Origin of the sequence: Nocardia sp. NPDC049526, assembly GCF_044465765.1 — a bacterium.
Lineage (GTDB): Bacteria > Actinomycetota > Actinomycetes > Mycobacteriales > Mycobacteriaceae > Nocardia.
Genome location: NZ_JBITMA010000023.1, coordinates 9,253 through 26,014 on the forward strand (window position 1 = coordinate 9,253; position 16,762 = coordinate 26,014).

General features: G+C 68.4%; 1 protein-coding gene. It reads left to right on the forward strand.

Annotated features, from left to right (window positions below):
• Positions 1 to 97 precede the first annotated feature (97 nt).
• The gene (locus tag ACIBW7_RS40270) at positions 98 to 16,753 is read left to right on the forward strand and encodes a type I polyketide synthase (RefSeq protein ID WP_397056015.1); all 16,656 of its coding nucleotides are present in this window, start codon (positions 98 to 100) and stop codon (positions 16,751 to 16,753) included.
• Positions 16,754 to 16,762 lie beyond the last annotated feature (9 nt).

Consider the following 16,762-nt stretch of genomic DNA (forward strand, 5'->3'; position numbering starts at 1 on the left):
AGCCCGTGTCGCCGCTCGCGACACCGGGTTCCTTTGTCAACCTCGAAATACCTGGATGTGACACGTGGACACAAGCACTGGCGATTCGTCCGATCGCATGTTGGAGTACCTGAAAAAGGTCACTGTCGAGCTCATGACGACGCGCGACGATCTGACGCAGCTGCGGGAGAAGATCGACGAGCCGATCGCCATCGTGGGCATGAGCTGTCGCTATCCGGGCGGTATCGAATCACCGGAACAGCTATGGGATCTGGTCGCCTCGGGTGCGGATGCCGTCGGCGAGTTTCCGCTGGACCGGGGTTGGGACGTGGAAGGGCTGTTCGATCCCGACCCGGACCGGTTCGGGAAGGTCTACACGCGCGAGGGCGGCTTCCTGCGCGGTGTCGGGGATTTCGATGCCGGGTTCTTCGGTATCGGTCCGCGTGAGGCGTCGGCGATGGATCCGCAGCAGCGGTTGCTGCTGGAGGCGTCGTGGGAAGCGTTGGAGGACGCGGGAATCGACCCGGCGACACTGCGGGGCAGCGACACCGGCGTCATGGCCGGAGTGATGTACGCGGACTACGAGCACACGGCCAGAGCGGCAGGTCCGGTGGCCGAGGGCTACGCCGGTACCGGTTCGGCGGGCAGTGTGGTGTCGGGTCGGGTGGCGTACACGTTGGGGCTGGAAGGCCCTGCGGTGACGGTGGATACGGCGTGTTCGTCGTCGCTGGTCGCGATTCATCTGGCGTGTCAGGCGCTGCGGCGCGGGGAGACGTCGCTGGTGCTGGCGGGTGGGGTGACGGTGATGTCGACCCCGTTCCTGTTCATCGAGTTCTCCCGGCAGCGCGGGCTGTCGCGGGATGGGCGGTGTAAGGCGTTTTCGGCGTCGGCTGATGGTGTGGGCTGGGCTGAGGGTGTCGGTGTGCTGGTGTTGGAGCGGCTCTCGGATGCGAAGCGGTTGGGCCACAATGTGCTTGCCGTGGTCCGCGGATCGGCGGTGAATCAGGACGGCGCTTCGAACGGACTCTCGGCGCCGAACGGTCCGTCGCAGGAGCGGGTGATCGCGGCCGCATTGCAGGCCGCGGGCCTGAGTCCGGCGGACGTGGACGCGGTCGAGGCGCACGGCACCGGTACGACGTTGGGTGATCCGATCGAAGCGCAGGCGTTGATCGCTGCGTATGGGCAGGGTCGTACGGAGCCGTTGCGGGTCGGTTCGTTGAAGTCGAATATCGGGCATTCGCAGGCGGCTGCGGGTGTGGGTGGGGTGATCAAGGTTGTGCAGGCGTTGCGGCATGAGATGTTGCCGAAGACGTTGCATGTGGATGCGCCGTCGCCGCATGTGGATTGGTCGGCGGGGTCGGTACGGATCTTGACCGAGGCGGAGCCGTGGTCGGGTTCGGTGGAGCGGGTGCGGCGGGCGGGGGTGTCGTCCTTCGGCATCAGTGGCACCAACGCCCACATCGTGCTCGAGGAAGCGCCTGCGACTGTCGCACCGTCCGACGGCGAGACCATCGACAATGGGGTTCCCGTCCGGGCGGATCTGGTCCCGTTGCCGGTGTCGGCCAAGACCGCCGACGCGCTACCGGGCCAGGCGAAGCGGTTGCGGCAGTGGCTGATCGACAATCCCGATGCGGACCTGTGGAGCGTGGCCTCTGCGCTGATCGAAACCAGGGCACAATGGGACCGGCGCGCGGTGGTGCTCGGCCGCGATCGCGAGCAGTTGCTTGCTGGGTTGGCGGATCTGACATCCGGTTCGGTGGTGCCGGGTGCGTCTGTCGTGGGCCGGACGGCCTTCCTGTTCACGGGTCAGGGTGCGCAGCGGGTGGGTATGGGGGCGGGGTTGTATGCGGCGTTCCCGGTTTTCGCTGCGGTGTTCGATGAGTTGTGTGTCGAGTTCGATCGGTTGCTGGGGGAGTCGTCGCCGGGTGTTTCGTTGCGCGACATCGTGTTCGGTGTCGGTGATGGTGAGTTGTTGCATCGGACGGAGTTCACGCAGCCTGCGTTGTTCGTGTTCGAGGTGGCGTTGTTCCGGTTGATCGAGTCGTTCGGTGTGTCTGCGGATGTGTTGATCGGGCATTCGATCGGTGAGTTGGTGGCGGCGTATGTGGCGGGGGTGTGGTCGCTCGAGGATGCGTGTGCGCTGGTGGTGGCGCGTGGTCGGTTGATGGGTGCGTTACCCGAAGGCGGCGCGATGCTCGCGGCGGCCGTGACCGAGGAGCGGGCCGCCGAACTTGTCGCGACATATGGGAATCGCCTGTCGGTCGCGGCGGTGAACGCTCCGGCCTCGGTGGTGCTGTCCGGTGATCTGGACGTCGTCGAGGCGGCGGAGCTCGAGTTGTCCGACGCTGGCATCAAGACCTCGCGGTTGCGGGTGAGTCATGCGTTCCATTCGGCACGGATGGATGCCATGCTGGCCGAATTCCGCGCTGTCGCCGCCGGGTTGACGTATCGGACACCCGCGATCGCGATGGTGTCGAACGTCTCCGGTACCACCGCGGGCGCCGAGGTGACCGATCCGGAATATTGGGTCGCCCAGGTGCGCGGATGTGTGCGATTCGCGCCCGGCGTCGACGCTCTCGTCGCCACCGGGGTGCGGCGGTTCGTCGAGATCGGCCCGGACGCGGTGCTGGCGTCGCTGACACGCCAATGCCTGGCCCGGCACCAGGACGTCGAGGCGGATGTGCTGGTGGCCGCCGCGTCTCGGCGTTCGGTCGACGAGGTGACGCAGTACCTGACGATGTTGGCGCAAGCGCATACCGCCGGCATCCGCGTCGACTGGCGCGCCTTGTTCGCAGGCCGTTCGCTGAGCCGAGTGCCCTTGCCCACGTACGCGTTTCAGCGTCAGCGGTACTGGCTGGAGCCTTTCGCCGGTGCTTCGTCGTCGGCGGGAGCGTCCGACCATCCGATCTTGACCGGCGTCGTGCCCTTGGCGGGCAAGGACGAATGGCTGTTCACCGCCAGCGTGTCGCTGCGGACGCAGCCATGGCTCGCCGATCACACGGTTTTCGGCTCGGTGCTGCTGCCGGGCGCAGGATTCGTCGAACTGGCGCTGAGCGCGGGTGCGCGGCTCGATGCCGGTTTCGTCGAGGAACTGCTGCTCGAAGGACCGCTGATGCTCGAGGGTGATACCGCCGTCGATATCCAGGTCGCCGTCGAACCCGCCGATGACGCGGGCCGACGCCGGTTCGTGATCTACTCGCGCGGCATCGCCGAACCGGATGCTGCTGCGGCCGAATGGATTGCGCACGCCAGCGGGGTACTGGCCCGCACCGCGTCGGCAGTGCCCGCGTGGGTCGAGGCGGGACGGCACGGCTCGGCGGACGAGTGGCCGCCCGCCGGGGCGGAACCGGAGCCGCACGACGGGCTCTACGCCCGCCTGGCGGATCTGGGATTGGGCTACGGTCCAGTATTCCAGGGGGTCACCTCGGTCTGGCGCGACGGTGACGACCTCCTCGCCGAGGTCGCCGTCGGCGACGAAAACGGCGCTCCCACCGCGTTGTTCGGGATTCACCCGGCACTGCTCGACGCCGCCTTCCACGCCGCCGTCGCGGGGCTGGCGCAGGACATGCCGTCGGGTCGGTTGCCGCTGCCGTTCTCGTTCGCCGGAGTGCGGTTGTACCGCGCTGGTGCGACGGCGGTCCGGGTTCGACTGACTCGGTTGAGCGCCGGTCGGATCCGGGTCGCCGCGTTCGACGAAACGGGTGAGCCGGTATTGAGCCTCGAATCGCTCACCGCCCGCCCCGTCGATGCCAAGGCGTTGAACAGCGGGGCCGGTCGGCGTGCGTCGCTGTCGGACGTCGAGTGGGTGCCGGTGCCGACCGGAACTACCGCGGCGACATCGGTGGCGGTGCTCGGCACCGAACACGTTGCGGGCGTGGCTCATTCGTATGACGGGCTCGCCGAACTGCTCGAAGCCGATCAGACTCCGGAGATCATCGTATGGTCACCGGCCGGGGACGCCGATGCCGATACCGCAACGCGCACTCGTGCGTGGGTGCGCGCGGCATTGGAGTTCTTGCAGAGCTGGCAGGCGCAGGAACGGTTGAACGATTCCCGGCTGGTGGTGCTCACGCGCGGTGCTGTCGGCGTATCGGGCGAGGCGCCGGATACGGCCGCAGCGGCGGTGCGGGGCCTGGTGCGCAGTGCGCAGTTCGAGCACCCGGAGCGGTTCGTGCTCCTCGATGTGCGCGCCGACGTCGATCCCACCGCTGATCTGATCGCCGCTGCCGTGCGTTCGGATGAACCGCAGCTCGCCGTCCGCGACGGCGGTTTGCTGGCGCCGCGGTTGCGGCGGCAGTCCGGCCCGGCCGCCACCGTCGAGGACGCATTCGGTACCGGTGCGGTGCTGATCACCGGTGGCACCGGTGGTTTGGGCGCGCTGGTGGCGCGCCATATCGTCGAAACACACGGTGTGCGGCGGTTGGTCTTGGTGTCGCGGCGCGGTGAGCGTGCCGACGGCGCAATGGATTTGGTGTCGGAGTTGACCGCTGCCGGTGCGCAGGTGCGGGTCGCGGCATGTGATGTCGGCGACCGTGCGGCCTTGGCGGCGCTGCTGACCGAGTTATCCGGCGAATTCGCGCCGAGCGCGGTGATCCATTCGGCCGGCGTGCTCGACGACGGCACCATCGAGACCCTGTCCGTCGAACAGGTGGACCGAGTACTCACGGCCAAGGCCGATGCCGCCTGGCACCTGCATGAGCTGACCAGCGAGCAGGATCTGTCGGCGTTCGTGCTGTTCTCCTCGATCGCCGGGGTGATCGGTTCGCCGGGCCAGGGCAACTACGCGGCGGCCAACGCGTTCCTGGACGCGCTGGCGGCGGACCGGCGGGCCGCGGGGCTGCCCGCCGTATCGATCGCGTGGGGCTCCTGGAACCAGGCCAGCGGAATGACCAGCGGTCTCGGCAGCGCGGCGATGGCGCGGTTGGGTCAGCTGGGCGCGCGTCCGTTGGAGACGGCGGACGGCTTGGCACTGTTCGATCGCGCGCTCGCGGCGAGCGCATCGACGGTGGTCGCAACCGAATTCGATACCGAGACCTTGGCGGCGCAGGCCCGCGACGGCTCGCTGCCCCGGATGTTGCACTCGATCGTCTCGGTGCCCGTGCGGCGCATCGCGGACGCGAGCGGCACGTTGGCGCTGCGGCTGGCCGCCGCCCCCGTGCAGGAACGCGAGACGATCGTGCTCGACGTGGTGCGCGAGCAGGTCGCCGGAGTACTCGGACATATCTCGGGTGAGGCCATTGATCCCGCCGCGCCGTTCAACGAGATCGGGTTCGATTCGCTGGCGGGGGTCGAGTTTCGCAACCGTCTCGCCAAGGCCACCGGGGTGGCGTTGCCCTCGACGCTGGTATTCGATTATCCAACGGCCGCGGCCGTGGCGTCGTTCGTGCGATCGCGCGTCGGCGACGTGGACATCGATGCGAACCGCGTCGCCAAACGTCCCGCGCGCCGTATCCGTACCGACGAGCCGATCGCGATCGTGGGGATGAGCTGTCGTTACCCGGGGGGTATCGAATCACCGGAGCAGCTGTGGGATGTGGTCGCGTCCGGAACCGACGCGATCGGCGAATTCCCGACCGATCGCGGGTGGGATCTCGAGCGGTTGTTCCATCCCGATCCCGACCACTCGGGCACGTCCTACCTGCGCCACGGCGGATTCATCTCCGGTGTCGGGGATTTCGATGCCGGGTTCTTCGGTATCGGTCCGCGTGAGGCGTCGGCGATGGATCCGCAGCAGCGGTTGCTGCTGGAGGCGTCGTGGGAAGCGTTGGAGGACGCGGGAATCGACCCGTTTACCCTGCGCGGCAGTGATACCGGCGTCTTCGTCGGCGTCTCCTATCAGGACTACGAGCAGATTGCCAAGGCGGCGGGTCCGGTGGCCGAAGGGTACGTCGGTACCGGTTCGGCGGGCAGTGTGGTGTCGGGTCGGGTGGCGTACACGTTGGGGCTGGAAGGCCCTGCGGTGACGGTGGATACGGCGTGTTCGTCGTCGCTGGTCGCGATTCATCTGGCGTGCCAATCCCTGCGTCAGGGGGAGAGTTCACTCGCCTTCGCCAGCGGCGTCCAACTGATGGCGACGCCGTTCATGTTCATGGAGTTCTCCCGGCAGCGCGGGCTGTCGCGGGATGGGCGATGTAAGGCGTTTTCGGCGTCGGCTGATGGTGTGGGCTGGGCTGAGGGTGTCGGTGTGCTGGTGTTGGAGCGGCTCTCGGATGCGAAGCGGTTGGGCCACAATGTGCTTGCCGTGGTCCGGGGTTCGGCGGTGAATCAGGACGGCGCTTCGAATGGACTCTCGGCGCCGAACGGTCCGTCGCAGGAGCGGGTGATCGCGGCCGCCCTGGCCGCCGCCGGACTGGATCCGACCGATGTCGACGCGGTGGAAGCACACGGGACGGGCACCCCGTTGGGTGATCCGATCGAAGCGCAGGCGTTGATCGCTGCGTATGGGCAGGGTCGTACGGAGCCGTTGCGGGTCGGTTCGTTGAAGTCGAATATCGGGCATTCGCAGGCGGCTGCGGGTGTGGGTGGGGTGATCAAGGTTGTGCAGGCGTTGCGGCATGAGATGTTGCCGAAGACGTTGCATGTGGATGCGCCGTCGCCGCATGTGGATTGGTCGGCGGGGTCGGTACGGATCTTGACCGAGGCGGAGCCGTGGTCGGGTTCGGTGGAGCGGGTGCGGCGGGCGGGGGTGTCGTCCTTCGGCATCAGTGGCACCAACGCGCACATCATCGTCGAAGAAGCACCCGAAGGACCGGAACGCGCTGTGGCACCGCTCCCGTCGGGTACGCCGCTGGTGGCCGCGGGCAAGGTACCGCTGCTGGTATCGGCGAAATCCGAACCGGGACTGCGTGCCCAGGCGGCTCGACTCCATGCCTGGATCTCCGCGCATCCGGAGGCGGAGCCGGTGGACGTGGCCCATGCGCTGCTGACCACCCGGGCCCGATTGGAGCACCGAGCGACGGTCGTCGCCGCCGATCGAGACGCCATGCTGGCGGGGTTGGCCGAGGTGGCGGCCGGCTCGGCCTCGTCGAACGTGGCCGAGGGCACGCCGGTGCGCGGGAAGATCGCGTTTCTGTTCACGGGGCAGGGTGCGCAGCGGGTGGGTATGGGGGCGGGGTTGTATGCGGCGTTCCCGGTTTTCGCTGCGGTGTTCGATGAGTTGTGTGTCGAGTTCGATCGGTTGCTGGGGGAGTCGTCGCCGGGTGTTTCGTTGCGCGACATCGTGTTCGGTGTCGGTGATGGTGAGTTGTTGCATCGGACGGAGTTCACGCAGCCTGCGTTGTTCGTGTTCGAGGTGGCGTTGTTCCGGTTGATCGAGTCGTTCGGTGTGTCTGCGGATGTGTTGATCGGGCATTCGATCGGTGAGTTGGTGGCGGCGTATGTGGCGGGGGTGTGGTCGCTCGAGGATGCGTGTGCGCTGGTGGTGGCGCGTGGTCGGTTGATGGGTGCGTTACCCGAAGGCGGCGCGATGCTGGCCGTGGCGACCACGGAAGACCGGGTGGCAGAGTCCATCGCACCTTTCGGCGAGAAAGTATCGATCGCGGCGGTGAACGGGCCGTCCTCGATCGTGGTTTCCGGCACCGAGGCGGCCATCACGGAATTGGCGGCGACCTTCGCCGCGGCGCAGATCAAGATGTCGCGGTTGCAGGTCAGCCACGCCTTCCATTCCGCGTTGATGGACCCGATGCTGCCGGATCTCGAAGCGGTCACTGTCGGGCTCACCTACCGCACCGCGCTGCTGCCGGTCGTATCGAACGTCTTCGGTGTCGTCGCGGGCGAGGCGCATGCCGAACCGATCTACTGGGTCGGCCACGTGCGCGATACGGTTCGTTTCGCCGAGGGCGTGCATACCCTGGTGGACTCGGGTGTTCGCCGATTCCTCGAAGTGGGCCCCGACGCCGTGCTGACGGCGATGACCGGTCAGTGCCTGCCGGCCGACATCGAAGCCAAGTCGCTGGTGGCCGCGTCGGGCCGGCGCGGCGCCGACGAGGTGACGCAGGTGCTGACCTTCCTCGCGCAGGCCGACAACGCGGGCATCGACGTCGACTGGTCGCCGCTGTTCGACGACCGGTCCCCGGCGCGAGTGTCCTTGCCGACGTACGCGTTTCAGCACGAGCGTTACTGGCTCCAACCGAATCGCTCGGTGGTGTCCGGCAATTCGGAGCATCCGATTCTGACGGATGCAGTCCCAGTGGCGGGCAAGGACGAATGGCTATTCACCGGAAAGCTGTCCGAGGCGGCGCACCAGTGGGTCGCCGATCACCAGGTCTTCGGGACCGCGGTCGTCCCGGCGACGACATATCTGGAACTGGCCTCGGCCATCGGGGTCCGGCTGGGCCTCGGACTCGTCGAGGAGATCTCCCTGGATATTCCGCTGGTGCTCGGCGCGGACCCGGTCGATCTGCAGATCGCGGTCGGCGAGGCCGAGCCGGAAGGGCGCAGACATTTCACGATCTTCTCCCGGACCGAGCGCACCGATGAGGTCGAGGCATGGGTGCCGCATGCCCGTGGCATGCTCGCCGACACAGCCGAGGCACCGCCGATCTGGGATGAATTCGACTGGCCGCCCGCGGATTCCGAGCAGCTCGACGAGCAGGAGCTGTATCGGCGGATCGCCGATCTCGGTCTCGAGTACGGCCCGGCCTTCCTCGGCGTGCGCGCGATGTGGCGGCGCGGCGACGAGGTATTCGCGGAGGTGTCGCTGGACGAGACCGCTGCCGGGCAGGTGGCCGGGTTCGGCATTCATCCGGCGTTGTTCGACGCATGCCTGCATCCTGCGCTCGACTTCGTCATGGACGATATTCCCGAGGGCAGGTTGCCGTTGCCGGTGTCGTTCACCGGTGTGCGGATGGCGCGGACGGGTTCGGGACCGGTCCGCGTGCGCGCCGAGCGTTCCGGCGGCTATCGGATCCGGCTGGACGTGGTCGATGTAACGGGCGAACCGGTGCTGAGCACGGATTCCCTTGTGGTGCACCCGGTCGAACGCCGCACCGTGGCACGGGTGCGCGCCGGAGGCGCACTGCCCGTGCTCTATGGCGTCGAGTGGGCGTCCGTGCCGCCGGTGTCCTCGACGCCGGTGGCGTTGATGGCGGTACTCGGTGACCAGATCGTGGCGGGGATCGACGATCACTTCGGGGGCGTTGGCGAACTCGCCACCGCCGATGTTGCCGCGGACGCGGCTGTCTGGCTGGTCGACGCCGCCGAATCCGGCGGTGCGGATGTCGCGCAGGCGGGTCGCCGATCGGTGAAAGCGACCATCGAGTTGTTGCGCTCATGGCTGTCGGACGCGCGGCTCGCCGAGACCAGGCTGATTGTGGTAACGCGCAACGCCATTGGCCTGCCGGACGAGTCACCCGATCCGGTGGCCGCCGCCGTGGCCGGATTCGTGCGCAGCGCCCAGGCGGAACACCCTGGCCGGATAGTGCTGCTCGACCGCGATGACGAGATCGACGCCGAGGTGGTGTCGGCCGTGCTGGCGACAGGGGAACCGCAGGTGGCGGTGCGATCCGGTCGCTTGTCGATGCCGCGGTTGCGGCGCGAGCCCGCATCGGATGCGGCAGCGAAGTCCTTCGGCGCGGGGACAGTCCTGGTGACCGGTGGTACCAGCGGGTTGGGCGCGCTCGTGGCGCGGCACCTGGTCGCCGAACACGGCGTGCGCCGGTTGCTCCTGGTCTCGCGGCGAGGTCGTACTGCCGAGGGTGTGGCGGAACTCGTCGCGGAGATCTCCGCGCTGGGTGCCGAGGTCGACGTGGCGGCCTGCGATATCTCCGATCGCGCCGCTCTGGAGACAGTGTTGGCCGCGATCCCCGCGGCGTTCCCGCTCTCCGGTGTCGTCCATTCGGCGGGTGTTGTAGACGACGGAACCATCGAGACATTGACCGGCGAGCAGGTGGACCGGGTCTTCGGACCGAAGGTGGACGGGGCGTGGCTGTTGCACGACCTGACCCGCGCCGCGGAATTGTCCGCGTTCGTGGTGTTTTCCTCGGTCGCTGGCGTCGCGGGTTCCCCCGGGCAGGGTAACTACGCGGCGGCGAATGCCTTCGCGGACGCGGTGGTCCGGTTGCGGCGTCAGGCGGGCCTGCCCGGTGTGGCGGTGGCCTGGGGGCCGTGGCACGCGGGTAGCGGTATGACCGGCGAACTCGGTGCGGCCGGACTGGCGCGATTGCGGCGGTTGGGTTTTCGCCCCATCGCCGATGCCGAGGGCCTCGCGCTGTTCGACGCGGCGCTCACGGCCGGCGCGGGCGTAGTGGTCGGCGCACAGTTCGATTCGGCCGGATTGGCGGCGCAGGCCGAGGCCGGTGCACTGCCGAAGATCTTGAGTCCCTTGGTCACCGCGGCCGCGCCTGCCCGCAGGCAGACCGGCACGCCGGTGGGCCGGCTGGCATCGGCGTCGGCCGCCGAACGTGCCGAGGTGGCCCTGGCGATAGTCCGGGAACAGGCGGCGGCCGTGCTCGGTCACGCCTCCGATGCCGCGATCGATGTGGCGCTTCCGTTCACCGAGCTCGGCTTCGACTCACTGGCCGGGGTGGAGTTCCGCAATCGGCTCACCAAGGCCACGGGTCTGGCGCTGCCCTCCACCCTGGTCTTCGATTACCCCTCCGCACATGCCGTTGCGACGTTCATCGTGTCCAAATTGGATGATGCGCCCAGTACCGAACGCCGGCCGAAGCGCAGCGCCCGCCGAGCGCGGGCGGACGAGCCGATCGCCATCGTCGGGATGAGCTGCCGCTACCCCGGTGGTGTCGCATCGCCGGATCAGCTGTGGGAACTGGTGGCCTCGGGCACGGACGCGATCACGCCCTTCCCGTCCGACCGTGGCTGGGACCTCGAGCGCCTGTTCGACTCGGACCCGGACAAGCCGGGTACCACCTATGTCCGCGAAGGCGGATTCCTCACCGACGTAAGTGCTTTCGATGCCGGCTTCTTCGGCATCAGCCCACGTGAGGCCACCGCCATGGACCCACAGCAGCGGCTGTCCCTGGAGGCGGCTTGGGAGGCCTTGGAAGACGCGGGGATCGACCCGGTGGCATTGCACGGCGGCGATACCGGAGTGTTCGTCGGCGCCACCCCGTCCGGCTATGTCGAGCGGGTGGTCGGCGAGCACGAGGGTTTCCGGATGACCGGCAACTCGGACAGCGTGATCTCGGGCCGGATCGCCTACGTGTTCGGTCTGCAGGGACCGGCCATGACGGTCGATACGGCGTGTTCGTCGTCACTGGTAGCGCTGCACCTGGCCTGTCAAGCCCTGCGCAACGGCGAAACGTCGATGGCACTGGCCGTCGGCGTCACCATCTCGGGCAGTCCGGAGCTCTACATCGACTTCGCACGTCAGCGTGGTCTTTCCCCCGACGGGCGATGCAAGTCGTTCTCCGCCGACGCCGACGGGGTCGGTTGGTCCGAGGGAGTGGGTGTCCTGGTCGTCGAGCGTCTTTCCGACGCACGGCGAGCGGGCCACAATGTTCTCGCCGTGATCCGGGGTTCCGCGGTGAATCAGGACGGCGCCTCGAATGGTCTGACCGCACCGAATGGTCCGTCCCAGGAGCGGGTGATCGCGTCGGCCCTGGCGGCCGCCGGGTTGGAGCCCGCCGATATCGATGCCGTGGAGGCGCACGGGACCGGTACCCCGCTGGGTGACCCGATCGAGGCGCAGGCATTGATCGCGGCCTATGGCCAGGATCGAGCCGAGCCGCTGCGGATCGGCTCGCTGAAATCGAATATCGGCCACGCGGTCGCCGCATCGGGTGTCGGTGGCGTGATCAAAATCGTGCAGGCGTTGCGGCACGAGATGTTGCCGAAGACATTGCATTTGGATACGCCCTCGCCGCATGTGGACTGGTCCGCGGGCGCGGTGCGGCTGCTGGCCGAGGCGGAGCCGTGGCGAGCGGGGCCGCGGGTGCGCCGCGCGGGCGTCTCGTCCTTCGGCATCAGCGGCACCAACGCGCATGTGATCGTCGAGGAAGCACCCACACTCACCCGGTACGAGGACGTAGCGTCCGGAGAGCCGGTACTTCCGGACACCGAGGTGGTGGCATGGCCGGTTTCGGCGAAAACCGAGGGCGGTCTGCGGGCCCAGGCGGACCGGCTGCGGACGTGGCTGCTCGACCACCCGGATGCCGACGCGCTGAGCGTGGCGCGGTCGTTGATCGATACGCGTGCGCAGCTGGAATGGCGCGGCGTCGCCGTCGGCCGGGACCGCGAGCAACTGCTCGCCGGATTGGCGGACCTCTCGTCCGGTTCAGCGTCGGCGGTAGCCGGCGGACCCGTCGGGGGTCGGACGGCATTCGTGTTCACCGGCCAGGGGGCACAGCGGATCGGTATGGGTGCGCAGCTGTATCAGGCGTTCCCGATATTCGCCTCGGCCTTGGACGAAGTGTGCGCCGAGTTCGACCGTCTCGTGGGCGGGTCGTTGCGGGAAGTGATGTTCGCTGATCCCGAAGGCGTGCTGGATCGGACGGAGTGGACCCAGCCCGCGCTATTCGCGTTCGAGGTGGCGTTGTTCCGGTTGGTGGAGTCGTTCGGTGTGTCACCGGATGTGTTGATCGGACATTCGATCGGCGAGTTGGTCGCGGCTTATGTCGCCGGGGTGTGGTCGCTGGGGGATGCGTGCGCGTTGGTGGCGGCGCGTGGTCGGTTGATGGGTGCGCTACCCCGGGGCGGCGCGATGCTCGCGGTCGCGGTGTCCGAAGCGGAGGCGGTGCGGGTACTCGCGGATTACGGCGATCGGGTGTCGCTGGCGGCGATCAACGGCCCCGACTCGGTGGTGGTCTCCGGTGCCGCCGACGCCGTCGATGACGTCGAGCGGGTGTTCTCGAGCGCCGGTCGCACAACGACGCGACTGCGGGTGAGTCACGCGTTCCATTCGGCACTGATGGAACCCATGCTGGCCGAATTCCGTTCCGTGGCGGCGGGAGTGACCTACCGGCCGCCGTTGCTGCCGATCGTGTCGAATGTGACCGGCGCGATGGGCGAGGCATTCACCGACCCCAGCTACTGGGTCGGGCAGGTGCGCGCCGCGGTCCGGTTCGCGCCCGGCATCCGGTTGCTCGCCGGCACCGGCGTACAGCGCTTCCTCGAGTTCGGCCCCGACGCCGTGCTGACAGCCATGATCCGTCAGTGTCTGGACGACGATGCCGATACTTCGCCCGCCCGACTGGTGTGCGCGGCGAGTCGTCGCGGCGCCGACGAAGTGGTCCGGTTGGTGACCTTCCTGGCCCAGGTGTACACCGCGGGCAGCGGTGTCGACTGGCGCTCACTGTTCGGTGAGCGTACGACGCGACGAATCGCCTTGCCCACCTACGCGTTCCAACATCAGCGCTATTGGCTGGCCGCTGCTCCCGACGCCGGGGACGTCCGCGGCTCCGGTCTGGACAGTGCGGCGCACCCGCTGTTGAGTGCGGCGGTATGGCTGCCGGACTCCGAAGGGGTGGCGCTGACCGGACGGCTGTCGTTGTCCAGCCACCCCTGGCTGGCCGATCACGTGATCGGTGGGACAGTGCTGCTGCCGGGAACCGGATTCATCGAACTGGCACTGCACGTCGCAGCGATGGTGGGCAGTCCGCGCTTGGCCGAACTGGTCGTCACGGCACCGCTGATCGTGCCGCCGAACGGAGCGGTGGAATTGCGGGTCATGGCGACCGGACCGGATACCACCGGCGCGCGGGTCGTGTCGGTGTACTCACGTCCGCAACGAGACGGCGCGCCGGAATCGGCCGAATGGGTTCGTCATGCGACCGGAACGCTGGTCGCGCAGCCGGATTCGGCTGCAGTCGATTCGGTGATGGCGAACTGGCCGCCGGCCGGAGCGCAGCCGGTGGATATCAACGACTTCTATCCCGATCTGGTCGAGCGCGGCTACGGGCACGGGCCGCTGTTTCAAGGGCTCACCGCGCTGTGGCGCGGTGACGGTGAGGTCTTCGCCGAGGTGAACCTGCCGGAGCAGTCATCGGCCGGCCGGTTCGGAGTGCATCCGGCGCTGCTGGACGCGGCACTGCACGCCATTCGGTTCACCGGATTGACCGCGGCGGGCGCCGATGGCGAAATCGTCGTGCCCTATTCGTGGGAGAACGTGGATCTGCGTGCGGTCGGAGCCGGGTCGGTCCGGGTCCGGCTGCGCGCGGCCGATCCGGATTCGAGTGAGTCGGACAATCAGCGAATCGCGATGACGCTCACCGATTCCCGTGGTGTGCCGGTGCTCGAGGTCGCGGCACTGACCATGCGCCCGATTCCGATCGCCGCGCTCGACGCCGCAGGCGCCGCTGCGGCGGGTCGCGGCGGTTACCAGCTGCGGTGGGTCACGGCGACCGCCGCACCGGCCGGTACCGACGAGCAGTGGGCATTCACCGACGACGGCGAAACTGTGGCCGTCGCGGGCAGTTCGGTCGCCGTGGTCCGGCTGCTCGAAGCGATCGAGGATGCCGACCTGCCCGAATCCGTGCACAGTCGGCTCGCCGAGGTAACGACGCGCGTCGGCACCCTGCTGATGCGATACGAGCGCGTCGTCGTGGTCACCCACAACGCGGTCGCCGTGCACGCGGACGAGCCGGTGGATCTCGGCGCCGCCGCTGTCTGGGGTCTGCTGCGCAGCGGCCAGCACGAGAGCCCCGGGCGCATCGCGATCGTGGACGTGGACCGCTGGGCGGATTACCGCATCGGCGTCGCCGCGGCGCTGGCCGACACCGATGAATCACAAGTGGCGTTGCGCCAGGGCATTTCGTACGTGCCGCGTTTGAGTCGCGGCCGCACCGACACTGCGTCGGCGATCGTCTCGACGCCTCGGCCCGACGGCACGGTGTTGATCACCGGCGGCACCGGCGGATTGGCCGCCGTGGCCGCTCGGCACCTGATCGCCGAATATGGTGTGCGCAGGCTTGTGCTGGCGGGTAGGCGCGGTCCCGCCGCGCCGGGCGCGGCCGATCTGGTGGCCGAGTTGACCGCGCTGGGCGCGCAGGTGGACGTGGTCGCCTGCGATGTCGCCGACCGAACGGCGCTGGACGAATTGTTGTCGGCCATCGCGCCGGAACATCCGTTGACCGGCGTCGTCCACGCGGCGGGCGTACTGGCCGACGGTTTGCTCGCCGATTTGACCCCGCAGCGGCTGGCAACGGTGCTGCGACCCAAGGTCGACGCGGCCTGGCATCTGCATGAGGCCACCAAGGGTCTGGATCTGTCGATGTTCGTGCTCTACTCCTCGTTCGCGGGGACGATCGGCAGCCCGGGCCAGGCCAACTATGCGGCGGCGAACGCGGTCCTCGACGCGCTGGCGCGGCGGCGGAACCGCGACGGCCTGCCCGCGACGGCCGTCGCGTGGGGACCATGGCGCGGCACCGACGGTATGACCGGCACCCTCTCGGCCGCCGATTTCGCCAGAATGCGCCGAGAGGGCCTGGTTCCGGTCGATGATCGGTACGGCATGGCACTGCTCGACACGGCCATGGCCGCCGGTGTCCCGGCGATCGTCGGTGTGCGTTTCGACATGTCGGCCCTCGCCACGCAGGCCGCCTCGGATGCATTGCCCAAAGCGCTCAGCTCGCTCGTCAGCGCGGCGCCCCGCCGCGCCGAGAGCGGGGAGTCGCTGGCACAGCGGCTGGCCGGGACTCCCGAATCCGAGCGTGCCGGGGTAGTGCTCGCCGTCGTCCGGGAGCACGTCGCCGCCAGTCTCGGACATGGGTCGGGGGACATGATCGATCCGACAGCTCCGTTCACCGAGCTGGGTTTCGATTCGCTTGCGGGAGTAGAGTTCCGCAACCGGTTGACCAAGGCCACCGGGTTGGCGTTACCGTCCACGCTCGTCTTCGATCACCCGACCGCCCGCGGACTGGCCGAGTACCTCGGCTCTCGGATGACCGAAATCCTGGACACCGCTGTCGAGGCGTCCACGACGGTTCGCGCCGCGGCCGCGGCTCCCCGGACATCCGGGACGCGCGGCGGGCTCACCGATCTCGTACTGGCAGCGCACCGGCGTGGGCGGGTCGGCGCGGCATTGCCGATGCTGCGGGAGAGCGCCATGCTCGTCGAAACCTTCGCGACCGCCGTCGAATTGCCCGTCCGGCCCACGCCGATACCGCTGAGCAGGGGCACCTCCGGCCCGGCGATCATCTGTGTGCCGTCGTTCGTGGTCGGCACCGGGCCGCACCAATTCGGCGGACTGGCACGCGAATTGGGCGCCGACCATACCGTCGCTGCGCTGCGTCTACCGGGCACCCGCCCGGGGGAGCCGCTGCCCGCTTCCTGGAACGCGTTGCTGGACAGCCTGGCCGCGACCGTCGCGGACATCGGTAATGCCCGGCCGATCGTGCTCGTCGGCTATTCGGCGGGTGGTGCGATCGCGCACGCGCTGGCGCATCGGCTGGAAAGCGACGGCCGCGCGGCCGCTGCGGTGATATTGCTCGACACCTATTCGCCCGCCGATCCAGAGCAGAGTCGCGAAGTGCTGGTCAGCGCGATCGGCGCGGTGCTCGAACTCGACAGTGAGATCACCGAGATCAGCGATCACGGCCTGATCGCGATGGCGAAGTATGCGCAGATATTCGACGAACGGCAACCGTTGCCGATTGCTGCGCCGACGTTCGATCTGCGGGCCGCGACCCAACTGCCCGGGTTGAATCTCGCCGAACCGGTGGCCGCGTGGCTGCATACCTGCCAGACGGTCGAGATCGACGCGGATCATTTCTCGATCATCGGCTCGGCCTCGGCCGCGGCGGCGGCCGAGATACGGCGCTGGCTCGCCGAGCGAACGCGTGCTGAATCGCCATCCCTGGCATCGAATACGGCGAGATAGAGGAATCCC

Bases quoted from the DNA above. Each gene is read 5' to 3' on its own strand.
- ACIBW7_RS40270 (WP_397056015.1), top strand. From the start codon at position 98: ATGTTGGAGTACCTGAAAAAGGTCACTGTCGAGCTCATGACGACGCGC.